22 protein-coding genes and 3 pseudogenes are annotated in these 23,460 nt (G+C 40.3%); 8 read left to right on the top strand and 17 right to left on the bottom strand.

What is annotated here, in order from left to right:
- The first annotated feature begins 9 nt into the window (after window positions 1-9).
- The 3 genes and pseudogenes from purB to P4S60_RS06895 all read left to right on the top strand — a co-directional run bounded on the left by purB (window position 10) and on the right by P4S60_RS06895 (window position 3,069).
- A complete protein-coding gene (gene purB / locus P4S60_RS06905) occupies window positions 10-1,380 on the top strand; it encodes an adenylosuccinate lyase (RefSeq protein ID WP_063705605.1) in 1,371 nt (456 codons plus the stop codon).
- 73 nt (window positions 1,381-1,453) lie between these two features.
- A pseudogene (locus tag P4S60_RS06900) lies at window positions 1,454-2,598 on the top strand (JmjC domain-containing protein).
- Window positions 2,599-2,610: 12 nt separating this feature from the next.
- Entirely contained in the window at window positions 2,611-3,069 is a 459-nt protein-coding gene (locus tag P4S60_RS06895) for a GNAT family N-acetyltransferase (protein WP_063705610.1), read from the top strand.
- Between the two features lie 70 nt (window positions 3,070-3,139).
- On the opposite strand, the gene P4S60_RS06890 is transcribed toward P4S60_RS06895, so the two are convergent.
- The 6 genes and pseudogenes from P4S60_RS06890 to P4S60_RS06865 form a co-directional block, all read right to left on the bottom strand.
- Window positions 3,140-3,586 (bottom strand): DUF4826 family protein, encoded by a 447-nt coding sequence (locus P4S60_RS06890; protein WP_063705612.1) that lies wholly within the window; start codon window positions 3,584-3,586, stop codon window positions 3,140-3,142.
- A gap of 113 nt (window positions 3,587-3,699) precedes the next feature.
- Window positions 3,700-4,230, bottom strand: a complete 531-nt coding sequence (locus P4S60_RS06885; RefSeq protein ID WP_337115453.1) for a DUF924 family protein — start codon at window positions 4,228-4,230, stop codon at window positions 3,700-3,702.
- A gap of 9 nt (window positions 4,231-4,239) precedes the next feature.
- Entirely contained in the window at window positions 4,240-5,484 is a 1,245-nt protein-coding gene (locus P4S60_RS06880; RefSeq protein ID WP_063705616.1) for a lipoprotein-releasing ABC transporter permease subunit, read from the bottom strand.
- Window positions 5,474-6,172, bottom strand: coding sequence for a lipoprotein-releasing ABC transporter ATP-binding protein LolD (gene lolD, locus P4S60_RS06875; protein WP_337115452.1), 699 nt, complete (start codon window positions 6,170-6,172; stop codon window positions 5,474-5,476). The genes P4S60_RS06880 and lolD overlap by 11 nt, the downstream gene beginning before the upstream one ends.
- Window positions 6,165-7,381 (bottom strand): annotated as a pseudogene (locus P4S60_RS06870) (lipoprotein-releasing ABC transporter permease subunit). The gene lolD and the pseudogene P4S60_RS06870 overlap by 8 nt, the downstream one beginning before the upstream one ends.
- An 89-nt stretch (window positions 7,382-7,470) precedes the next feature.
- Window positions 7,471-8,351, bottom strand: a pseudogene (locus P4S60_RS06865) (LysR family transcriptional regulator).
- A gap of 110 nt (window positions 8,352-8,461) precedes the next feature.
- Here P4S60_RS06865 and P4S60_RS06860 point away from each other — a divergent pair.
- Both P4S60_RS06860 and fghA read left to right on the top strand, forming a co-directional pair.
- Complete coding sequence (locus P4S60_RS06860) at window positions 8,462-9,583, top strand: S-(hydroxymethyl)glutathione dehydrogenase/class III alcohol dehydrogenase (protein WP_063705626.1); 1,122 nt, start codon at window positions 8,462-8,464, stop codon at window positions 9,581-9,583.
- A 55-nt stretch (window positions 9,584-9,638) separates the two neighbouring features.
- Window positions 9,639-10,475 (top strand): S-formylglutathione hydrolase, encoded by an 837-nt coding sequence (gene fghA, locus P4S60_RS06855; RefSeq protein WP_337115451.1) that lies wholly within the window; start codon window positions 9,639-9,641, stop codon window positions 10,473-10,475.
- A gap of 14 nt (window positions 10,476-10,489) precedes the next feature.
- Here fghA and P4S60_RS06850 read toward each other — a convergent pair whose 3' ends face one another.
- From P4S60_RS06850 to P4S60_RS06840, 3 genes are all read right to left on the bottom strand, one after another.
- Complete coding sequence (locus P4S60_RS06850) at window positions 10,490-10,798, bottom strand: hypothetical protein (protein ID WP_337115450.1); 309 nt, start codon at window positions 10,796-10,798, stop codon at window positions 10,490-10,492.
- Window positions 10,788-11,129 carry a hypothetical protein gene (locus tag P4S60_RS06845; RefSeq protein WP_337115449.1) on the bottom strand — a complete coding sequence of 114 codons (342 nt, stop codon included), beginning with the start codon at window positions 11,127-11,129 and terminating at the stop codon, window positions 10,788-10,790. Before P4S60_RS06845 ends, P4S60_RS06850 begins: the two co-directional genes overlap by 11 nt.
- Window positions 11,130-11,204: 75 nt before the next feature.
- Window positions 11,205-12,698, bottom strand: a complete 1,494-nt coding sequence (locus P4S60_RS06840) for a BCCT family transporter (RefSeq protein ID WP_337115448.1) — start codon at window positions 12,696-12,698, stop codon at window positions 11,205-11,207.
- 227 nt (window positions 12,699-12,925) lie between these two features.
- Between P4S60_RS06840 and P4S60_RS06835 the strand changes: the two genes are divergently transcribed.
- Window positions 12,926-13,342, top strand: coding sequence for an MgtC/SapB family protein (locus P4S60_RS06835; RefSeq protein WP_063705635.1), 417 nt, complete (start codon window positions 12,926-12,928; stop codon window positions 13,340-13,342).
- 80 nt (window positions 13,343-13,422) lie between these two features.
- Here P4S60_RS06835 and P4S60_RS06830 read toward each other — a convergent pair whose 3' ends face one another.
- Window positions 13,423-14,424: an energy transducer TonB gene (locus P4S60_RS06830; protein WP_337115447.1), complete on the bottom strand. Its 1,002-nt coding sequence runs from the start codon at window positions 14,422-14,424 to the stop codon at window positions 13,423-13,425.
- Between the two features lie 102 nt (window positions 14,425-14,526).
- Complete coding sequence (locus P4S60_RS06825; RefSeq protein WP_337115446.1) at window positions 14,527-16,425, bottom strand: beta-ketoacyl synthase; 1,899 nt, start codon at window positions 16,423-16,425, stop codon at window positions 14,527-14,529.
- 127 nt (window positions 16,426-16,552) lie between these two features.
- Here P4S60_RS06825 and P4S60_RS06820 point away from each other — a divergent pair, with 127 nt between their 5' ends.
- Window positions 16,553-17,563 (top strand): GlxA family transcriptional regulator, encoded by a 1,011-nt coding sequence (locus tag P4S60_RS06820; RefSeq protein WP_337115445.1) that lies wholly within the window; start codon window positions 16,553-16,555, stop codon window positions 17,561-17,563.
- 119 nt (window positions 17,564-17,682) lie between these two features.
- Window positions 17,683-18,882, top strand: coding sequence for a GAF domain-containing sensor histidine kinase (locus tag P4S60_RS06815; protein ID WP_337115444.1), 1,200 nt, complete (start codon window positions 17,683-17,685; stop codon window positions 18,880-18,882).
- 10 nt (window positions 18,883-18,892) lie between these two features.
- Here the strand turns inward: P4S60_RS06815 and P4S60_RS06810 are convergent, their stop codons facing one another.
- From P4S60_RS06810 to P4S60_RS06785, 6 genes are all read right to left on the bottom strand, one after another.
- Complete coding sequence (locus P4S60_RS06810; protein WP_337115443.1) at window positions 18,893-19,333, bottom strand: GNAT family N-acetyltransferase; 441 nt, start codon at window positions 19,331-19,333, stop codon at window positions 18,893-18,895.
- Window positions 19,334-19,336: 3 nt separating this feature from the next.
- Window positions 19,337-19,633: a hypothetical protein gene (locus P4S60_RS06805; RefSeq protein WP_337115442.1), complete on the bottom strand. Its 297-nt coding sequence runs from the start codon at window positions 19,631-19,633 to the stop codon at window positions 19,337-19,339.
- Window positions 19,634-19,755: 122 nt separating this feature from the next.
- Window positions 19,756-20,250: an MgtC/SapB family protein gene (locus P4S60_RS06800; protein ID WP_063705648.1), complete on the bottom strand. Its 495-nt coding sequence runs from the start codon at window positions 20,248-20,250 to the stop codon at window positions 19,756-19,758.
- Between the two features lie 30 nt (window positions 20,251-20,280).
- Entirely contained in the window at window positions 20,281-21,384 is a 1,104-nt protein-coding gene (locus tag P4S60_RS06795) for a GNAT family N-acetyltransferase/peptidase C39 family protein (protein ID WP_337115441.1), read from the bottom strand.
- A complete protein-coding gene (locus P4S60_RS06790; RefSeq protein WP_337115440.1) occupies window positions 21,384-22,778 on the bottom strand; it encodes a RimK family protein in 1,395 nt (464 codons plus the stop codon). Before P4S60_RS06790 ends, P4S60_RS06795 begins: the two co-directional genes overlap by 1 nt.
- A gap of 200 nt (window positions 22,779-22,978) precedes the next feature.
- Window positions 22,979-23,455 (bottom strand): transcription elongation factor GreAB, encoded by a 477-nt coding sequence (locus tag P4S60_RS06785; protein WP_337115439.1) that lies wholly within the window; start codon window positions 23,453-23,455, stop codon window positions 22,979-22,981.
- Window positions 23,456-23,460: the final 5 nt, after the last annotated feature.

Here is a 23,460-nt window from a genome sequence, read left to right as displayed (position 1 = left end):
GGAGTCATTATGGAGCTTTCAGCGTTAACCGCTATCTCTCCGGTAGATGGTCGCTATGGCAGCAAGACCACGGAACTACGCAGCATTTTCAGCGAATTTGGTTTAATCAAATACCGTGTAACTGTTGAAGTTCGTTGGTTACAAGCTTTGTCTGCAGCAAGCGCAATCGCAGAAGTACCGGCATTTAGCGACGAGGCTAATGCTTTACTTAATGCCATTGTTGATAACTTTAGCGAAGCGGATGCAGCACGCGTTAAAGAAATCGAGCGCACAACTAACCATGACGTAAAAGCGGTTGAATACCTACTTAAAGAAAAAGTAGCAGACAACGCAGAGCTTAACGCAGTAAACGAATTTATTCACTTTGCATGTACTTCAGAAGACATTAATAACCTATCTCACGGTTTAATGCTAACAGAAGCGCGTGACAAAGTTTTACTTCCATACTGTGACCAACTTCTAAATGCATTAAAAGAAAAAGCGGTTGAGTACAAGTCAGTTGCGATGATGACGCGTACCCACGGTCAACCTGCTACTCCTTCTACAATGGGTAAAGAATTTGCTAACGTATACATGCGCTTAAAGCGTCAACGTGACCAAATTGCTAACGTAGAAATGTTAGGTAAAATCAACGGTGCTGTAGGTAACTACAACGCTCACTTGAGCGCATACCCAGATTACGATTGGCACAGCCACGCTGAACAATTCGTAACAAGCCTTGGTTTAACATTTAACCCGTTCACAACTCAAATTGAGCCACACGATTACATTGCTGAGTTATTCGATGCGATTGCACGTTTCAACACTGTATTGCTTGATTTTGACCGTGACGTTTGGGGCTACATTGCGCTTAACCACTTCAAGCAAAAAACAATTGCAGGTGAAATTGGTTCTTCAACCATGCCTCACAAAGTAAACCCGATTGATTTTGAAAACTCTGAAGGTAACTTAGGTATTGCGAACGCAATTTTTGCACACCTTGCGCAAAAGCTACCTGTATCTCGCTGGCAACGTGACTTAACTGACTCAACAGTTTTACGTAACCTGGGTGTTGGTATGGGCTACACACTTATCGCTTACCAAGCGACATTAAAAGGTGTTAGCAAGCTTGAAGTAAACGAAGCGCGTTTACTCGAAGAGCTAGATCAAAACTGGGAATTACTAGCAGAGCCTATCCAAACGGTAATGCGTAAATATGGTATCGAAAAGCCATATGAAAAACTTAAAGACCTTACGCGTGGTAAACGTGTAAATCAAGAAATCATGGCTGATTTCATCGATGGTCTTGAGTTACCTGAAGAAGCAAAAGTAGAAATGAAAAAATTAACACCGGCTAATTACATTGGTCGTGCTGTTGAGTTCATCGACAACTTAGCTTAAATTCAAACTAAGATTTTAAAAAGCGAAAGGCCTTCCTTTCGCTTTTTTTATACCACTTCGTTTAGGTCATGTTATGTATCAATTAACTATAAACTCATTAACCCAAGAGCAGTTTTTAGCCGAGTACTGGCAAAAAAACCATTACTTATTAAGCAAGGCTTTAAGGATTTTTCTGATCCTATAGAGCCTGAAGAACTTGCCGGCCTTGCCATGGAAGAAAGTATTGAATCACGCATTGTCACCAATCACTCAGATGATTGGCAAGCATACCATGGCCCATTTGAAGACTTTAGTTTGCTAACTGAAAAGAACTCAACACTACTCGTACAAGCCGTTGACCATTGGCATAACGATGCTGCGCAATTACTGGAACCATTTCGTTTTATTCCAAACTGGCGTATCGATGACTTGATGATCAGCTACTCTACGCCGGGTGGTGGCGTGGGACCGCATTTAGATCAATACGATGTATTTATTATTCAAGGTGAAGGTAAACGCCATTGGCGCGTTGGTTTACCTGATGCGAACTTAAAACAATTCGCACAAAATAAAAGCCTATTACAAGTTGAGCAATTTCCTGCCGTGATCGATTGTGTGTTAGAGCCGGGTGATATTTTGTATATCCCACCTGGTTGTCCGCATGAAGGCTATGCCGTTGAAAACGCGCTTAATTACTCTGTGGGTTTTAGAGCGCCAAATCAACGCGATTTACTCTCTCAATTTGCCGATCACTTGATTGATACTGAGCTTGGCAATCAACGATATGGTGATGCAGAGCTTAAGTTGCGTACTTCTAAAGGTGAACTTAGCCAAGCTGAAGCTGAAAAAATAAAGCAGCTTATGATTGCTGCGATTAATGATGACGCAGTATTCAAGACTTGGCTTGGTAACAGTATGAGCCAGCCAAAGCATGAAATGGATTTAGCCCCGCTAGAAGACCCTTATTCATTAGATGATGTAATCGAGTTACTCAATGATGACGAGGTTGTTTTTGAGCGTTTAGGCGGTACGCGAGCTATCTACCAAGTTATTGACGATAAGATACTTTTAAGTATTAATGGCGTTAACTACATGCATGATTTAGATGAGCTTGAATTGATAACCAAGCTCACTGATCAAACTTGGCTGACCGCAGCTGACATAAATAGTTCAAAAAATAATCACATTTTCTTGAAAACCTTTACTACACTTTTAAATGAGGGTATTTGGTTTTGTTAGGAGCGTGCGTTTATGGGCTATCATATAGATGAAGTTGAATGGAGTATCGACAAGGAACTCTTACAACAAATCCGAGAACGGGTATTTGTATGCGAATTACATATCCCTAAACACATAGAGTTTGATCACCTAGATAAAACAGCACACCACGTACTCGTTACAGATGAGTGTAAATGCCCGGTTGCAACCGGGCGTTTATGTAGTGATGGCCTCATTGGCCGTATTGCCGTTTTACCTGAGCATCGCAATCGCTCAGTTTACAAATCATTACTGACATACTTAGTCAATATGGCAGAAAAACAAGGCTGCGACTGTGTCAGTATTAATTGTATTTTGAATGAAGTTGATCGATTTAAACGTAATGGCTTTTCAGCAGATGGCTTAGTATTTATGGAAGCCGGTATTCCAAGACAACGAATGCTGTGCCCTATCAAGCAATTTGATACTAGGCCGTTTACTTTAGTGCATTAAGCGAATTAGCATCAATAAAAAAGCTGAATAACATTATTCAGCTTTTTTCATAGAAATTATGCAAATTGAGTTATGCTGGCTCGTTTTGCCACATTTCGTCTTTTTCAAAAAGTTCATATAAGCCATGAGCACGATTGATGAGTAGATTTGCAAAATCAACTTTGGTTTTATCTACCGCACCTGACTGCATCAGCTGATCAGCTTTCAATTGCCATTGCATTGAGAAATAACGTAATACTTCACGCGCGTTGCTAGCTGCACCAGCCTCAGCATGATCGGTTGGTAAACGACCGGTGATCACCCAATAGCTTTTACCGTTTTGTGCTCTAAATTTCCAAATTGCTACTAAAGGCGCAATAAAACGGCTTTCTTTTTCTACAACAGTTTGCGGAATAACGCCTTTTTCTGCTAAATGCTTTTGTGCATTTTGGAAACATTCTCTTTGCCAAATAACACTTTGTTTTTGCGCTTCGGCTTGTTCTTCTGGTGTTAATGGTCTTGCTTGTTTTTGTTCCATGGTGGTTACTCTTTTACAACATTTATGACACTTTAAGGTTTAAAATGGCGCCGTGCAAGTGTTTACGGGCTATCAAAGAGCATTTTAAATTACTTGCCTACTATTCAATCAAATCAGAAAGAAGAGTTAGGCTCAGTTAAAAATTGCAGCTCTTCGGGAGTTGATTCACGGCCTAAAATCGCGTTTCGGTGTGGGTAACGACCAAACCTATCAATAATCACTTTATGCTTTAGTTCAAATTCATAATTACTCATGCCTTTAAACAATTGTTCAGCATGTTGATGAATGACTTTCGATTCACTGTGCATAAACGGCATATAAATAAACGCCGCTTGAGAGCTAGGTAATTTTTTATCAAAGCCAAGTTCAATTGCTCTTTGCGCTAAGCTTAGGGCTTGTGGATCTTGGCTAAAAGCCTGTGCAGTGTTTCGATAAATATTCCGTGAGAATTGATCTAACACAATAATTTCAGCTAAGGAGCCTTGGGCATCAAGTCGCCAGTCAGCATGCTCGCCAGCAATAACCTGCAAAAGACATTCTGAAAACTCACGTGTAATTAATGCATCAATGTCATCAGACTGTTTATACCAAGCTTCTGGGCCTAATTCATTAAACCAAAAATCGATAATCCTTTGCTTATTCATAAACTCTCCTTAATTACCCAGTACTTTTGCCGGATCTACCCTAGTGGCTTGCCACGCAGGATATAAGGTTGCCAAAATAGCGAGAACAAATGTAACAATCACCGTGATAACGATATCTTGCCAAACTAATTTACTGGGTAAAAACTCTATAAAATAAACACCTTGTAACGGGTTATCGCCAAATAAGTTACTTGCCCAAGTGAATAGTTCACTGATGTTTAACGCAAGCATTACGCCGATAATAGTGCCTAAGATCACACCAATTAAAGCTTGTGTAAAACCTTGCATTACGAAGGTTGCTAAAATGGTGCTATCTTGTGCGCCCATGGTTTTTAAAATCGCAATATTTGCTTGTTTTTCACGTACTTCCATCACTAATGAAGAAACGATATTAAAACTCGCTACGGCAATTATTAAAAACACCACGATATACACAATGGTGCGAACCATTTGAATATCTTGATATAAGCTACCCTGCGTTCTAAACCAACTCGAGACATAGACATAATCTGGTATAACTTGCCCCACACGCATCGCTGTTTGATGAGCCGCAAATACATCTTCTACTTGTAATCGTAATCCGGTTACTTGGTTTTCATCGAAACTCAGCACACTTTGCGCTTTATCAAGGCGAATGAAAGCAGCCGTTTCATCAATTGGGCCGCCCATTTTTATAATACCCGCAAGATTCAAGCTCACCCGCTTTGGTGCCAGTAAAGTGTTACTTTGCTGGTTTATCTGTGGGATTAATAAGGTAACTGGGTCGCCAATCTTAAGACCTAATCGGTTCACTATTTGCTGCCCTAACAGTACATCTTCTTGTTGTAACTGACTGACTAAGCGCCCTTCTGTGAATTGGTTTAATGCCGACACTTGGTTTTCAAATTCGGGGCTAACACCACGCACTTCAACCGCTTTTAGCTCGCTTTTATATTGTGCCATGCCGTTAACACTAATAAATGGCGCAGCACCTGTAACACCTGCTTGAGAACGCAATAAAGCAACTTTTGACTGCCAGTTATTGATTGGTTTGTTAGGGGCAACATATTCAACCTGTGGAACTACCGATAAAAGTCGATGAACTAATTGCTGCTCAAAGCCATTGATCACTGAAAGCGCAACAATTAATACGGCGACTCCCAAAAGTATGCCGATTGTCGATGCTTTAGCGATGAAGCTAACAAACCCGTTTTGTCCGTCTTTTTGGCCACTATGGGCACGAAATCGTTTTGAAATAAAGGCACTAAGCAACATGCTGAGACTCTTTAATAGCAAGCTTACCATCATCTAAATAGGCAATTTTGCCTAGTTTATCTGCAAGCTCTAAATCATGGGTTACCACAACAAAGCTGGTTTTTAAGCTGGTATTTAGCTCTTTAATTAAATCGTATATCTTAATAGCGTTTTGTTTATCTAGGTTACCCGTAGGTTCATCGGCTAGTACTAAAGCAGGTTCGGTTACTAATGCACGTGCTATTGCAACCCGCTGCCTCTCACCACCTGACAACGCCGATGGTTTATGTTCGCTACGATGAGATAGCCCTACTTTATTTAGCATGTTACGGGCTTTCTCTGTTGCCGCTTTTGCGCTTAAACCTTTAATTAAAAGTGGCATTGCAACATTTTCAATGGCAGTAAATTCCATTAATAAATGATGAAATTGATAAATGAAGCCCAAATTTTCATTTCGGAAACTGGCTTGTTGTTTACGGTTTAATTTAGCAACTTGTTGGCCTTTAATTTCAACTTTACCAGAGCTTGCATTATCCAAGGTGCCTAATATGTGCAATAAGGTACTTTTACCGGAGCCTGAGCTACCAACAACGGCTAACATCTCACCTTGTTTAAGCGCTAAATCAACCCCTTTTAAAACAGCAACTTCGTTATCACCATCTTGATATACTTTGTTAAGCTGCTGACAATTGATAACTAAATCACTCATAACGTAATACCTCTGCTGGATTCACTTTTGCAGCTTTTCTGGCAGGATACAAGGTAGCTAAAAAGCTCATTGCAATACTCCCTGCGGCAATTAAACTCAAACTCATCACATCAAATTTAACGGGTAAACTCACACCAGCTAATAAATTGATGCCTAACATATTCAATAATTCATTAATGTTGCTACTTAATACCACGCCAAGTAACGCACCAATGCTGGTACCGATTAGACCGTTGTATAAGCCTTGGATCATAAACACATGCTGTACTTGTAGTGGAGTTAAACCCAGTGTTTGTAAAATAGCGACTTCACTTTGTTTTTCACTGACCATCATGGTTAATGCTGACACGATATTAAACACCGCAACGAGCACGATTAAGCCAAGTAACATCGACATAATGCGCTTTTCCATTGCGACAGCAGCAAATAATGTGCCTTGGCTAGCTCGCCAATCAGTAACAGCGTAATCATTTAATATAGCTAATTGAGATTGCAATACTTGCTCAACGGCAAAAGGTTCATATAGCGACACACTCAAATTTGGCGCGACGGATTTTGGCAGCTTTAAAACCCGTCCTAACGAATAACCACTGGTAAATGCCAATGACATATCAATTTCTGACTGTGTTTCATACAGTGCAGCAACGGTAAACAAGCGCTGACTCGGTACTCGACCAAGTGGGGTGTACGAACTAGCATTAGGCATGATCACCCGTACTTTATCCCCAAGCGAAATACCCAATTTGCGGCTCAAATAGCGGCTAATCGCAATGTGATAGTTGCTATCCATTACTTGTGACCAATTGCCGGCAACAATTTTATCTTTTACGTTATAAAGGGAATTTCCTTCATCATAGAGCCCTTGTAACAACACACCATGCAAATCTTGGTTAGTTTGTAAAATGGCTTCACCATGACGATACAGGTTAACTTGTTTAATATCTTGAGAATTTTCTAGTTGCTGCTTTAACTGCAACATGGTTTCTTTCGAATTACCTTCAGCTGATACTTCAATATGAGGAATTAAACCGAGCATGTTGGTTTTAAGGTTATTCTCAAAACCATTCATAACCGAACTAACTGTAAACAAGGCCATTAAGCCGATAGCAATGCCCGCAATAGAAAAAAAGAGATGAATGAGATAAAGGCATTACCCTTTGAGGAGCGACTATATCTCAGCCCTATAAAAAGGCTAACAGGTTGAAACATAATGAGTTGTGGGTATTCCAAGGGCTAAATATGCGCCCATGTTAGCATACATTTAGCCAGCATGGGATGCGTGAAATTGTAAAAAATAATTATAAATCTGATACTTGAACACTAGCTACTAAATGGTCTAGCAATGCTTTTACATTGGTTGCTATAAATTGCCTTGGCGGGTATACCCCCATACTCCTTCAGGTTCAGGTGCAACATTCGAAAGTACAGCTGTCAAACGGCCATTGGCTAGATGTTCATTTACATAGTAATCCGGTAATTGCACGATGCCTAACCCTTTTATTGCAGCATCAACCAATGCCCAACCACTATTACAGGCTAAGCGCCCAGCCACTTTAATATGCTTATCTTGGCCCTGCTCTTTTACCCGCCAATAACTGTTATTACCGATAAGGCAATGATGTTGATGTAATTCACTGACACTGTGTGGTTGACCAAAATTATTAATGTATTCTGGACTACAGCATATAACGAGTCTGCGCTGACTAATACGGCGTGCTTTTAATGTTGAATCTTTTAAGTGACCAAGTCGAATTGCTAAGTCATACCCTTCTTCGAGTAAATTAACTTGCTCATTACTTAAATGACTGATCACTTCAATATCTGGGTGCTTTTGCATAAACGAGTGCACTGCTGGCATGATATAGCTTTCACCGTACATCACAGGAGCCGTTAATTTTATACTGCCTTTAGGTGTCAGTTGCTGCTCTGCAAGTAGTGCCGTGGCATCATCCATGGCATGCTGTAATTGTTTTGTTTGATGCGCAAACACTTGACCCTCTTGTGTTAGCACAACTTTACGCGTCGTTCGGGTTAGCAGCTGTGTGTTTAATCGCTCTTCCAATTGACTCACATACCGGCTTACATGCGCCACTGACATACCCAGTAGTTTACTTGCTTTTGTAAAACTGCCCGTCTCTGCTACCGCTAAAAACTCATCAATTCCGTGCCAACGATTCATTATTACAATACTGTAAAAGTGTTTTAATAAAACGGAGATTATCATTCATTGAGAAATAAATAAAATAGACTAGGTTTAATACTTACTTCCAACAACTATAAGGGAACGTTATGACTGATTTTATTAAATCAAAAGCGGCTATCGCTTGGGGTCCAAATCAACCACTATCAATTGAAGAAGTGGATGTAATGATGCCTAAAAAAGGCGAAGTGCTTGTAAAGATTGTTGCTACCGGTGTTTGTCACACAGATGCATTTACTTTATCTGGTGAAGACCCTGAAGGTATTTTCCCAGCAATCCTTGGCCATGAAGGTGGCGGTATCGTTGAAGCCATCGGTGAAGGCGTAACGCACGTTGAAGTAGGCGATCATGTTATTCCTCTTTACACTGCTGAATGTGGCGAGTGTAAGATGTGTAAATCGGGTAAAACAAACTTATGCTCTGCGGTACGTGAAACGCAAGGTAAAGGTTTAATGCCAGATGGCACAACGCGTTTCTATAAAGATGGCCAGCCAATTTATCACTACATGGGTTGCTCTACGTTCTCTGAGTACACTGTATTACCAGAGATTTCACTTGCTAAAGTAAGTAAAGAAGCGCCGCTTGAAGAAATTTGTTTACTTGGTTGTGGTGTAACAACCGGTATGGGTGCTGTTACTAAAACAGCAAAAGTTCAAAAAGGCGATACTGTCGCTATTTTTGGCTTAGGTGGTATCGGTTTATCAGCGATTATCGGGGCGAAAATGGCGGGTGCAAGCCGTATCATTGGTGTTGATATCAACACCAGTAAATTTGATCTTGCTACTAAATTAGGCGCAACTGATTTAATCAATCCAAATGACTTCGACAAACCAATCCAAGAAGTTATCGTTGAAATGACTGATGGCGGTGTTGATTTCTCATTTGAATGTATCGGTAACGTTAATGTAATGCGCTCTGCTCTTGAGTGTTGTCACAAAGGTTGGGGTGAATCGGTAATCATTGGTGTTGCAGGTGCAGGCCAAGAGATCTCTACTCGTCCATTCCAACTAGTTACGGGTCGTGTATGGCGCGGTAGTGCATTTGGTGGCGTTAAAGGTCGCTCTGAATTACCAGAGATTGTTGAGCGCTATATGAATGGTGAGTTTGCGTTAAATGATTTCATTACGCACACCATGAAACTTGAAGATATCAATGAAGCTTTCGACTTAATGCACGAAGGTAAGAGCATCCGCTCTGTAATTCATTATTAATCTTTTAATTTGGCGCTAGGTATCAACCTAGCGCCTTTGTTTCAAGGATGTGGTTATGCTAGAAAACATAAGCTCAACAAAAGTCAGTGGTGGCTGGCATAAACAATATACCCACCAAGCTAGCAGCACACATTGTGCTATGCGCTTTGCAATATTTTTACCACCTGGTGCCAGCGAAACCAATAAAGTACCCGTCATGTATTGGTTGTCAGGTTTAACCTGTACTGATGAAAACTTTATGCAAAAAGCCGGGGCATTTAAAAAAGCGGCTGAACTGGGTATTGCGATTGTCGCTCCAGATACTAGCCCGCGCGGTGAAAATGTTCCTGACGATGAAAATTACGATTTTGGTCAAGGTGCTGGCTTTTATGTCAATGCGACTCAAGCGCCTTACAATGTGCATTACAACATGTACGACTATGTGGTTTCTGAATTACCTGCACTTATCGAAGCACACTTCCCTGTGACGACCAAAAAAGCCATTGCTGGTCATTCTATGGGTGGTCACGGCGCACTGATGATTGCACTTAAAAACCCTAAACAATACGTCAGCGCCAGTGCTTTTAGCCCGATTGTGAACCCGATTAATTGCCCTTGGGGTGAAAAAGCATTTAGTAATTACCTAGGTGGGGATAAAGCAAGTTGGCTTGAATACGACAGCTGTGAATTAATGAAAAAAGCCATCGCTGAAGATTATTTACCCATGCGTATTGATCAAGGTGAGGCTGATAATTTCTTAGCTGAGCAACTCAAAACCGAGCACTTATTTGCTGTCGTAAACGAGAAAGATTACCCAGCCGAAATTAACATGCACGCGGGTTATGATCATAGTTACTTCTTTATCAGCAGCTTTATTGATGAACACCTAATGTTTCATAAAAAATATCTGTGATTAATATATCATTTTTAGTGTGAGGGCTTAGCTTCCTCACACTCTTTAATACTGCGTGTAATTTGCCTACAAACCAAATGTGGTTGTTGTTCTTCTGGTTTGAGAAAACCAATAACAGCGCTATCAATTTCAAAGCCTAACTTTGCAAATGAAAAGCCGTCGGCATCGGTTACAGTTCTGTTAGTTTGATTTGCATTTGTGGTTGCAAGGTTTGTTGGTTGTGAGTTTTTTGCATAGCCATCGACTAATGACCCTGCCACTGTACATCCAACTAATTGGTAACTAACCAAGAAAATAACAAGTTTTAGACTGTTACTCATCATTAAAACTATCCATTAATGTGGGCCTTTTTTTCGGCTCAGATTTAACCTCAACACATTCTTTTACTGCGCGACTAATTTGACGACATTTAAGCTCAACATCCTTATCTTTGCTGCCATTCTCTAAGCCTTCAATAATCGCTTTGTCGATTTCATAACCTAGCATTGTCATGGTCATACCATAGTTGACTCGGTCGGTATCTTTTTTGTCTGCATAGGCACTTGCAGGCTGTGCTTGGCTAGCGCGCCCACCAATACCATCAGCAACTAGGCCGATTGCAGTACAGCCACTGAGCAAACTAACAGAAAGTATAAGATACAGAGATTTAAGCATCGGTCCTCCAATACACTTAAGCTTATTTTGTAAGCATAATAACAAACGCGTAATTTAACTGTAAAAAACTGTAGATTAATCACAAATATCGCGAATAAACTCTTTTAAAAAACCGACTAACTGTAAAAGGAATATTAATAAAAAAGGTAAAGCACCTAAAATTGCAACGCTACGATTTAACGGCTCATCTTGTAACAGTAATAATGCAAAGCTGCATATGAATAATGCTAAACACCATGCGTAGAGTGTCACACGGTTATTTTGCTCAGAGCCAACCAGCTCTCTTATGACTAAAATTGCAGAGTCAGCGGATGTAGCAACAAATATCAATAGTAATAACAAACTTGCCCAAATAAACACGGTTCCTTGCCAGTCTAATTGATTAAAAAATACAAACAAGCCTTGGCTATAATCCTGTTTTATTGCGACTAAAATGCCCGCTTGATTGAGTCTATCCCATTCAATTGCTGCGCCAGAAAAGGCCGCAAACCAAATAATAGTGACTAAAGTTGGAATACACACAACCGCCAAAATAAATTGCCAAACCTTGCGCCCCTGACTAATTTTGGCTAGGAACACACCAACAAATGGCCCCCACGCTAACCACCAAAAGTAATAGTTATATGTCCAATGAGTGGCCCAGTCAGGCGTTTTTAATTGGCTATCAAATTGCCAAGTTCCGGTCGCCAGTAACTGTAAATAGTAGCCGGTTCCATCTAATGCAATTTTAATAATGGGCGCAATCGGCACAACAGTTAATAACCAGGTTAGTAAAGCAAAGGCCAAGACCACATTGAATATACTCAGTGACTGTACCCCGCGTCGTAATCCAAATTTAACCGACAGCGAATAAATAACGGCTAACAAACAAACGATTAATGAACCCACTAATAAAGTTGAAGTAACCCCCAACTCTATTTCAACACCTTTACTGATCAGTAAAGTGGAATTAGCTATGGTGCCGACGACACCAAAAAAAATAGCGATTACAGCAATTAACTTCACAATAAACGACACAGTAAATTTTGCAGACTTATCAATGCAATTACCAAGCGCCGTTAAAACAGGGGCACAAATATCTCCTGACTTCCCACTGTATTGCGTTAATCCGCCAAGCACTAGCGCAAAAACAGCATAAAGTGCCCAAGCATGGGCGCCCCAATTCACTAGGGTTAAAGCGAGGCTACTGGCTAGTCTATCTGGGTATAAGCTTTGTTTAAGCGGTGGGTCGAGAGAATGTAATGCAGGCTCTGCTACGCCCCAAAAAACCAAGCCAGACCCCATTCCCGCTGCAAACAACATAGCGAACCAGCCAAAATTAGAATACTCGACCACAGCCTGCTCGCCACCAACTTTACGGCTACCGAGTGGGCTAATGGCTAAAATAATGATGGCAAACAATAAAAAATTAACCAATAAGAAAAAACCACTACCAGTCCACTTTAAAATCATTTGTACAAACGGCTGAACTTGCTCAGTGATAACATCAGGCAAAATCACAGCAATCAATGCACCAAACATACATAGTGCAAGCGCGGTCTTTTCTAGAGAGGAGATGGAATATTTCAATGTGAAGCCTATTTAGTCAGCGTGTTTAGCATACTGTTAGCATGGCTAAAATTCAAACAGCCAAAAGGCTGAAAAAATGACATAGCACTGCGTAAAAATCGCAAATTATACCAAGCCCTCCTTTTTTAAACCCGGCTACATGTCCCTAGTTTCCTCATTTTATTCAATTTGTTGATCGGGTATTGAAATTGCAACGCAATCATAATCTAGATAGCAAGGAGCAAAGCATGGACTTTAATCTCGATTGGCATGAAATACTCGATAACTTAATTCATTTAGGAATTGCCTACTTACTTGCCCTCCCTATGGCATTTGATCGAGAAAAAACCAGTAATGGTGCAGGTCTTCGAACATTTCCTTTAGTTGCCGTTGCATCATGTGGTTATGCATTAGTTGGGATGTCTGTATTAACAAGCTCTGAAGCTGAATCAAAAGTGCTCGAAGGGATTATCACGGGTATTGGTTTTATTGGCGGTGGCGCCATTTTGAAGAATAAGAATTCAACGTATGGAACAGCCACAGCAGCCAGTATTTGGAACATGGGACTCATCGGCATTGCTGTGGCATTTAGTCGTTACGAAATCGCCTTTTTAATGGCACTGATTAACTTCGTAACGCTTAAGTATGTAAAACGCTTAAAGTAAGCAATTAACTGGCGTCAAATTTTGAGTTAACGATGGCATAACCAGTTTGTTTAACTTTAATCTCAGCTGGGTTTGCAGATTTAACTAATAAACCGCGACTGTCTGCTTTGCTCATCAATAACGTAGTTAACTGACTCACTTGCTTCAAGATCAACGACTTGATCAGCACAGCGGATCTGCAATTTAGAGACATCGCTCGCGCCTTCAATTTTGATTGAACCGCGAGATAAAGATAAATAAGACAGCTTATCTTTTGAAACATTAATTTGTGAATTGATCTGCGGTGTATGGGCTAATAAGTCATCAATTTGCTTGATGGTGGCAAGTTTGTTTTCTTCTGAAAACTCTTTTCCTTCAATATTATCCAATGCATAAATTGCATTGTAAGCAAGGTTAAAATCGCCCTTAAAGCTGTACCATTGTAGAGCACTTTTAGCGACTAAATACTGTATATCAGTTGGCAGTTTTGCTCGCAGTAAATAGGCAACAGATAACTGTTCGTCAAAGCCAAACCATTGTTGTTGATGGTAATAATATTGGCTTTTCAACCAAGCAAATAATGCCTGCTCAGAGGTGTTTTTAGTATGATCTTTATATAACTCAGCCAATGCTAATTCAGCTTTTTTAAACTCTTTCGCTTGTAGCAATTTATTGATTTCATCGTATTCATTAATAAAACCACGGCTCGCTTTATCATTAGAGTACCCGTTAAAATACTTACCTACTTCAAATGAAAACAGGTAACCACCTTCAACTGTTTTGCCTTCTTTTGTCGCGGGGGCAAACTCTAAGTTTGTTAAATATTTCTCTGCGTTTTCTTCGCTACCGCGAGTATCAGATGCCATGATCACTTCAATGTCTTTTGCCTTACCTTGCGTATCAACCACATAAGACATTAATGCCCAGCCTTCTAAGCGAGAGCCATTGTAACTACCGGGATAACGGGGGTTTGTATTTTTAACGATATAGGCAGAGGTAGCAGCTTGAACATCAACGCCTAAGTCATTGACATCTCGAGCTAAAGCCTGAGTAGGTAATGCGATAAGTGAACAAAGTACAGCGAGTTTAGTTAATTTAATCATGAGTAATTGCTCCAATTCCCTTTGATAGGAACATTTATAGCACTAAAAAAGGCGCTTTAAAAGCGCCTTGCAATCAAGAATGTGCTTAAACATGCCTTGATCTTAAAACATATCCTGATAAGGATTTGATTTTGATAATAAAACTTTTTTATCAAAACCTGGGATTGTCATTGAATCTTCACTAATTTCAATGTCATTTTCGTCAATTAAGCCATCACCAAAGCGATAAATAAGTTCATAATGACCTAAATCAGCCTGATGTTGGTAGTCAGCTTGCGCTTGGGCTACCTGAGTGTGACGGTCTTGATATTGCGCCATAACCTCATCACCATGACGCTTTGCGAGCATCTTCAATGTAATTGCCGGTGATAACACAGTCGCTGTAGCATTGTTACCGCCAAACCCTTTGGAGTTAATGAATGCAATGTCCATTGCATCACATTGATAATGTTCTGTACGAATATCTAAATGTTGGCTGTACACATCATCTGCTACTTTATCGATTGTCGTAATACCCGGCATAATGTTGTGACTAAATACACCTAATGCCATAGCCAATTGATCACCACTGGCAGGCGCAATGGTATGGCCAACATACGCTTTAGGCGCAGCAACCTTCCAATTATCAATTGCAAATGTCTCTGCCACTTTATGATAGATAAGTGATTCTGTTACGCGGTTTTGCGGTGTACTTGAGCCGTGTGCCAAAATAAAGCTACGCTTTTGTACCGCCTCTTGACCAACAATACTGCTGGCTAGTGCAACAGATTTTGCCATCGTAATGTAGTTACCAGGGCCAGGTGCTGTAATTGATTTTTTAATACCATCAGCATTAACGAACACATCTGCAACGCTGCCTAACACATTTGCACCTAACTCTAATGCCAATGCATCATCCATTAATATAGCAACTTGTGCACCTTCACCAATTGTAAAGCCACAGTTTTCACCAAATGGACGGCTGGTACGGCGATGATCAACCACATCTGAATTATCAAGACGCTTTAAACCCTCTTCATTCGCAAGAGCGCTCATATTGCCAAAGCCTTCAACGATTTCAGGTGTAATTGCACACTCAACAGACGCCACAATAGCGACACGCGTACGTCCCGCTTGAATATCGTTTACTGCTGCACGTAAGTTATATAAAAACGTGGCACATGCCCCTGATGTGGTAAAGGTTGTACCCACATTACCTGTTACATAGGCATTGATAAAGTCAGTCGACATGGTGTTTAAGCCAAGTGCAAGTTGCTTTGTGCTCACACGGTCGCCCTGCTGACGCGCACGAATAAGTCCACCAAAGCCTTCATCATCAACTTGACCCGCCACAGAAGCTGAGTAAGTGCCAATTTGATCTGGCTCAACGCTGTTCATTACCTGCTGCCATGGCAGACCTGTCGAACGAATTGCATCGGTTGCGGCAAAGATAGTCGCTTGCAGGCCTCTTGGTTGATAACGGCTGTTATACATAGCCGAAGGTTCAAAACCTGTTGGTAATTGGCCTGCTGCTTTAATTGGATTATCACGGGTACTGTCATGCTTAATAGCAAGATCTGCACTAATTGTGACTTTCACTTTTTTATCGCTTAACTCTTCAACCTGCCAAGCACTTGGTACTGGGGTTGGTAAATCACGGCGGCGCGTTTCAAAAACAATCTGCTGCTCATCTGACGCTGTTAACGTCATTTTTTGCTGCCATGGCGTTGCATCCACATCGAAGTGATTTTTTTCAATTTTACGAATAAGTGTGCCAGCTAAAATTTGTTCACCGAACTTAGCTTCGATGTCTGATTCGGCAATGGTATTGCCTTGGGCATCTTTAAGTACACCTTCAGTAAGAGTGACTAAGTTCATTAAAGTCGCTAAGCCTAAAAATGTCTCCTGACGGGCTTTAGCGTCCAAGCTGTCTAACACGATACGACGATAACCTTGATGAAAAGAAGTGCGGCCTGCGGCATTAATACCACCCATACCAACAATAACGGGTAATGCTGTCATAAAAAACCTTGAGAAAACGTGTTATGAGAATTAAGCCAAGTTTAAATGGATTAATTAACACGCTTTATGCTTAAATAGCCAAATAACATGCACAATAGGCCAAAAACAACTGGTCGGAGCAATTTAAGTGACGAAACTTCAACAAGTAAAAGCCATTGAAATTAGTATTTTGGTTTATCCCCATTTACTAATAACCAGTTTAACCCTGCCTATTGAAATGCTCAGAGCTGGTGAGGCCTTTGCAAAAAGCCATCGTCAGCAGAACGAATTTAAACCTCTCAACATCAATTTAGTGGCAAGTAGTCTAAAAGCGATCCCTAATCGTACCGGGCTTTCAATTATGCCCGATTGCGAAACCGTCACAGCGCCTGCTAGTGACTTAATTATTGTGCCTGGGATTTGGCGAAACCCGCGTCCTGTGGTGAGCAAGCAGCAAAGTTTGGTGAATTGGCTTGGTGATTCTTGGCAGCAAGGCAGCCATATCATTGGGGTTGGCACAGGTAATTGTTTAGTTGCCGAAGCAGGGTTATTGGATGGCCACCCTGCTACCACTCACTGGCATTACGCAGAGCAATTTAAACGTGACTATCCTAAAGTGCAGCTTAAGCCTGACTTTTTCATCACGCAATCTGAGCGCATGTATACGGTTGCGAGTTTAAATGCCCTTGCCGATGTTATTGTGCATATTATTAGTCAATATTACGGGCGAGAAGCTGCACAACATGTTGAGCGCAATTTCTCCCATGAAATTCGTAAACCCTATGAAGAGCAGCGCTACCTTGAAGGTGCCGTTGATAAACACCCAGATGAGCTCATTGCACAAATTCAATTTTGGCTAAAAAACAATTTAACCTCCGAACTGGCCCTGCAAGAAATTGCGGCGCAATTTAGTTTAAGCTACCGCACTTTTACGCGCCGCTTTCGTCAAGCCACCAGCCAAACCCCTGTTGAGTATTGGCAACAGCTTCGAGTACAAACCGCAAAAGAGTTATTGGCGTCTTCAAATTTATCAATTCAAGAAGTTGCCCTAGAAGTAGGTTATAACGACCAAGGCCATTTAACTCGGGTATTTAAGAAAGTACTCTCACAAACACCCAGTGAATACCGTACAGTCGTTAGACGAAAACTATTTGGCTAACTCTAAATAGCAAGAAATGTTCTAAGTCTAAGTCAGATAAATCATATTTAAGTTGCTGAATTAAAAATTATTACTAAGCTTTTAGTTAGTTGTATTGGTATTTGTTTGAGAAAGAAAAAATGTATCAGCTTGATTATGATGAATTAGTGCAAAGTTGGAATAAAACGCTCGAAGTTTTAGCCTTGTTTGCCGATGTACCCGTCGCCTTAGTAATGAAGGTAGAAAATAATATTATTAGTGTTTTTTCTAAAAACGATAATCAAGCAAACCCCTATGAAATTGGTGATAATGAAGAGTTAGAAGATTCAGGTCTTTACTGTGAGCATGTAATAAAAACCCAGAACTTACTGAATATCCCCAACGCACTTATTGATGAGGACTGGAAAGAAAACCCAGATATCAAACTTAATATGATTTCTTATTTAGGTTTACCAATATGTGCTGGAGACACCACACCATTTGGCACTATTTGTATCCTTGATAGCAAACCCCATGAATACACAGAGCCTGTAATAAAACTACTCGAAACCATAAAGCAAAGCTTTGAAACGCAACTCAAATTGTTATACCAACAAAAGCAAGCGTTTGAACAACAACAATTTGTTGAACTAGCCACTTTAATTAGAGGGATTGCGCACGAGCTCAACACCCCACTCGGTAACTGTATTACCGCAGTAGATGTTACTCAACTTGCTGTCAAAGAAACACAAACCAGACTTATAAAAAAACGACTTAGCCAACAAGCACTGCAAAATACTTTAGAGACATTGATAAATACCAACGAATTACTCGACAGAAACTTAACAGCTTGCGCTTATAAAATACGTATTTTACAAGATTTACTTTATACCAAGTCGCAATCAAGTAAAACAATCATGACGTTAGCTCAGCTTTCGGAGTCACTGTACAAGCATTTAGAAGAGCAAATAAAACATCGTGGTATCAAATTAGATATTAATTATCAAAACCCTCACAGCCAATTCGAAGTTGAAATAGACTTGCTAAAACAAGTACTTTTTATTTTGCAGCAAAACTCAATTGAGCATGCGTTCAACAAAATCGATAACCCTGCTATAGAAATTGATATTTATGATTTTGATGAGGTATTAAAAGTTCACTACACCGATAATGGCACTGGTATCAGCATAAGTGAACAAAACTCCATTTTCACCCCATTTTATAAAGGTAAAAACAACCAATCAGGTATAGGGCTTGGCCTCAGCATTGCGAAGAAAATAGTTACTCAACAACTACAAGGTGAAATCTGTGTACAAGAAAGTAACAACGGCGCACACTTTTTAATCAGCTTACCGAAGTAAGTAAATTAGTTTAAATGTCTTTTGTAAATATAATCTTGCTAGTCTTTGAGCAGCCTCTGTCTTCATAACCCACTATTGCATAGTCATTTTTGATAAGCAGACTCAGCATTGCAGGAAAACGGTTCATCGACTTAACTTTTATAGCTAGATAACTGTGGGCTTTAATCCATGCTTCTTGCGCGTTTAATAAAGCCTGCGCAATGCCCTGCCCTCTACATTCTGGCGCAACCGCGCCAAGCCAACTATAAAAGGTGTTTGAATCTAACGCATAACCCAGTTTGTAGGCCACAGGCTTATTATCGATATAGGCAACTAAAGCTAGGTGCTCAACATCTGCACACTGTGCTTGTAATTTGCTAAGGGTATTTCGGCCATCAAACTCAGGAATTTGACTTTCAACAAGTAACAAATCGTCTAAACGAGCTGGCTTAATTATGTAACTTTTTTCCATTCGCTACTTTGATGTATGGGTGCTTGAATACATGATCAAATTTTGTTGCTCTATTTGTTTGTATAAAGCAACTCGCTTTTGGATTAATACAATTTCATCTTGTAAATTTTTTTGCAAGTGTTGATAAACGTCTTTGTTATGTTCTGTTTTCAATGCAATTTCAACTTTAGAAAGTTGTTCATTTAACTGAGTAATGTGCACTAGCGCTGATTGGTAATATTCAGTGTTTGGTACAATCGCATTAACCATAGAACTTATAACAAAACAGAATGGAATCAGAATAAACAAGAGTAATTTCATATATAAGTCCCTTTCTTTGTGCCTTTTGAGCTAAAAGTATATTATTACCAAAAGAATTTAAAGGCCTATGGTTAGAAACTCACTTCTAACTGCTAACTTCTAACCTCTATTACCTTCTAATTTCACTTTTCTTTTCGATAATACAACTTTGAATAGCGTTTTACACGGGCATGCACGCCGCGACCTAAACTCTTAAATTTAGCTTCAAGTACATCTACACCATATAAAATACCTACTACTAGCACAGATAGTTTTATTGCAGCTAGTAAGTTGTCGGTGGCAATGACAACACCAATTGATGCTAATACCCAGATCGTTGCAGCGGATGTTACACCAACTACCGCGCCATCTTTTGCAAGCATTACTCCGGCACCTAAAAAGCCAATACCGGTGATAATTTGGCCCACTACACGAGAATGGTCTATCACATCGCCATGCAACATAAATGCAGTAGCAAGAAATAAGTAGGTACCTAACACAATTAATGCGGAGGTACGAATACCAACAGGCTTACCGCGTAACTGACGCTCCATACCAATAATTGCGCCGCAAAATGCGGCGCTACCAATTGCTGACCAAGAATAAGGGGCAATATCAAATAAACTACTCAGAGTCACTGTACTTCCAAATCAAACTAACAATTAAAATTATAAATAAAAGGCCATCGCAGTGCTGAGTCTTGATGAACCAAAACTCGCCATTTTGTTAAAATCAGCTTTGGCTATTGGGACATGCTGACAATCAATCGCCAATTGTTTTTCGTTTTCACAAAACGGGTCATGCACGTACAAGCAATGCTCATCAATATGCGTTACACACACCCAGTGCGGTGACTTTTTACCATCAAACCGATAGGTGCTGATCAATAACACCACCGCTTTACCCTCAGCAAGCCAATCTTCAATGGAGACCAAGGTTAACTCTTGATACCTCACAGGCAGTTTTGCAGCGATTGCTTCAGCCACAAACTGATTGTGTACGGTATGCAAAATGGCTTTTTTCTTTTCGCTTCTTACCCCGTCAATAAACAAAGTATCACGGGTATTTAAAACTACATCAGCTTTAAAACCACGTTTCATTGCAGCAAGTGCTAACCCTAGAGGATGGCAACCGCCATGCCCTGAAGTCATGAAGATAGTCGTGGCTTCACGCCATATATCCAGCTCTTTGAGTTGGCTCATTGCGGTATCATTCAAGGATGACATTGCCATTAATAGCGCCGCAGGACCACAGGTAAACTCGGTTGTTTGCTGATACCAAGGCGTGTGCTTATCGGCATTAAATTCGATATTACGACGAATGTTTTTTTGCATTCGATGGGCATCACTATGGTCATCATAATAATCACTATAATGACCAAACACCTGGTAACCCAGTTTTTCATATAAACGAATTGCTGATTGGTTGTTTACCGCAACTTCTAAACGCATGTATAAACGACCCCGTTTAGCCGTTTCATTTTCAAGCGCAAGTAGTAACTTTGAAGCAATACCTTTACCTTGCTGAGATTGCAAAACCGCCAGTGAATATAACCGAGCAAGGCGCGTCCCTTTGTGGCACCACACTAAACCATAACCAACCAGTTGATTATCTACCTCAGCCACCATCAATAAGCCGTGGCTTGCGCTGATCCAGCGTTTTAAACTACGGCTACTTAATCTATCTTGGCTAAAGCTTTGCTCTTCAATGGCGACAAGAGCCGTCAAATCCGTTGCATTGGCAAAGCGGATTTGACAAACAGATGCGTTCATTAACCGCGGCCTCGTGCTTCAAGGCGTTGTTTAAACTCATCCATAATGATCATATAAAGCTCATCACCTAAATAGGCATCTTCGACTTTGTGGTCGATACTCGGGTTGTCATTCACTTCTAACACGTATGCTTTACCTTGATGCTCTTTAACATCAACACCATACAAACCTTTACCTACCGTTTTACAAGCTTTTAATGCTGCATCAAGTACCACTTTAGGTAGCTCAAACGTTGGCAAGGTTTCAAAACCACCTGAGAAAAAGCGTTTTGCATCATGGTTGTAAATTTGCCAGTGATTTCGAGCCATTAAATAACGACACGCATAAATTGCACGGCCATTTAACACCCCGACACGCCAGTCGTATTCGGTGTACATGTACTCTTGTGCAAGCACAAGTGCACTAAACTCAAACAGTTCTGTTAACTTAGCAACTAACTCATCACGATTAGCAACTTTAAATACGCCTTTTGAGAAAGAGCCTTCTGGCATTTTTAATACCAGTGGATAGCTGAAGTTTGCTTCTAAACTTTCAATTGTCTCTTTACTTGTATCAGCCACAACGTGAGTTTTTAAACTCGGCACTTTTTGATAATTAAAGGCATCGTGCAAATATACTTTATTACAACAGCGCAGTATTGACTCTGCATCATCAATCACCACTAAGCCTAAGCTTTGTGCTTTACTTGCTAAGCGATAAGTTGGATGGTCGATGGCCGTTGTTTGACGAATAAAAAGCGCATCAAATTGCGCAATACTGGTAATTTCATCAAATGTAAGAGCTTGAGCATAAATACCATGTTTAGCGGCAGCTTTAATAAATTTTGCAATAGCATCTTTATCACTTGGCGGCACTTTTTCTTGGTGATCAACCAATATAGCCATATCCCAACGGTAACGACGTTTTTTATCGTGAATGCGCCACACTGACTCGGTAAAGCTACTGAGTTGCTTTACAAACTCTGTAAAGGCAGTGTCATCTAATGATGCAATCGTACCTTGCTTCACAACTCCTTGCTCATCACACACCAAAATAGGCGCAGGATATTGTGAGAATAATACTTTGGTTGCTTTACTTTGCTGCTCTTGATCTGTGTGACCAAAAAAGACAGTGCCACCAGCGAGCTCTTTATGACGCGTGCTGTGCTCATCGCTACGGAGCGCATTAATTGTTTTTACACTCGGTAATACTTGATGCTTTCTCGCTTCAGCAAGCAAAGAACAATAATAACCTTTACTTAAATACTGCCCTGTATCACACAAGTTTAAAATGCGCGTTTTTGGCTCATTATGTTTTGGGTAATCACGTAAGTAGGTGTCAAAGGTAATGACATTTTCGAAATTTTGAGCAATACGTTGCTCATTGTTATCAACCACAATCAAGGTTTTAAACACGACTTTTCCTAAATTAAGTCTTATGAAAAAAATGAAAACACCCAACCAATTAAGTGAACGCATGAGGCTAAACTTCACTTAACTAGATGGGTGCTTATAAGCATTAAGCTTGATGTGATTTATAGAGGTTTTTTTACTTTGTGACCAACGAGATATTTTTTACCTTAAGATGAAATTTATTAATTAATAAACTTTCTATATCAGAGTATTTCACTCACGTTGTAAAACTGCTTATTTCCTGCAATAGTCAGTGTTACTTCATCATCAATTTGCTTGCCAATCAGTTGTTTACCTAACGGCGCTTCTCGGGTAACAACATAAATCGGTTGCTCTTTTACGGTGACCACTAAGCCACCAGCACTTGGGCCCATAAAGAACCACTTTGCGTTATCTTTCTCATCGATAAGACACACTAATGCACCTTCACGAACCTTATTAAATTCGCTTTCTTTAAACACCGTATTGAATGCCTGAATATCACGGTAGCACCCATTAACTCGCTCAGCTTGCCCTTGCGCTAAATAAGCGGCTTCTAAACCCAAGGTATCGTATTGAGTTTCAGCAACACTTTCTTCGTGAGTTGCTGCATCATGGGCCGCTTTTGCCGCTGCTTTAGCGTTTTGCAGTTGTGCCTCAAGCGCAAAGCGAAAATGTTCAATTACGTGTGTTTTATTCATATCAA

It is taken from the genome of Pseudoalteromonas sp. Hal040 (assembly GCF_037162425.1).
Taxonomy (GTDB): domain Bacteria; phylum Pseudomonadota; class Gammaproteobacteria; order Enterobacterales; family Alteromonadaceae; genus Pseudoalteromonas; species Pseudoalteromonas gelatinilytica.
This window is presented reverse-complemented; position numbering and strand designations above follow the sequence as displayed.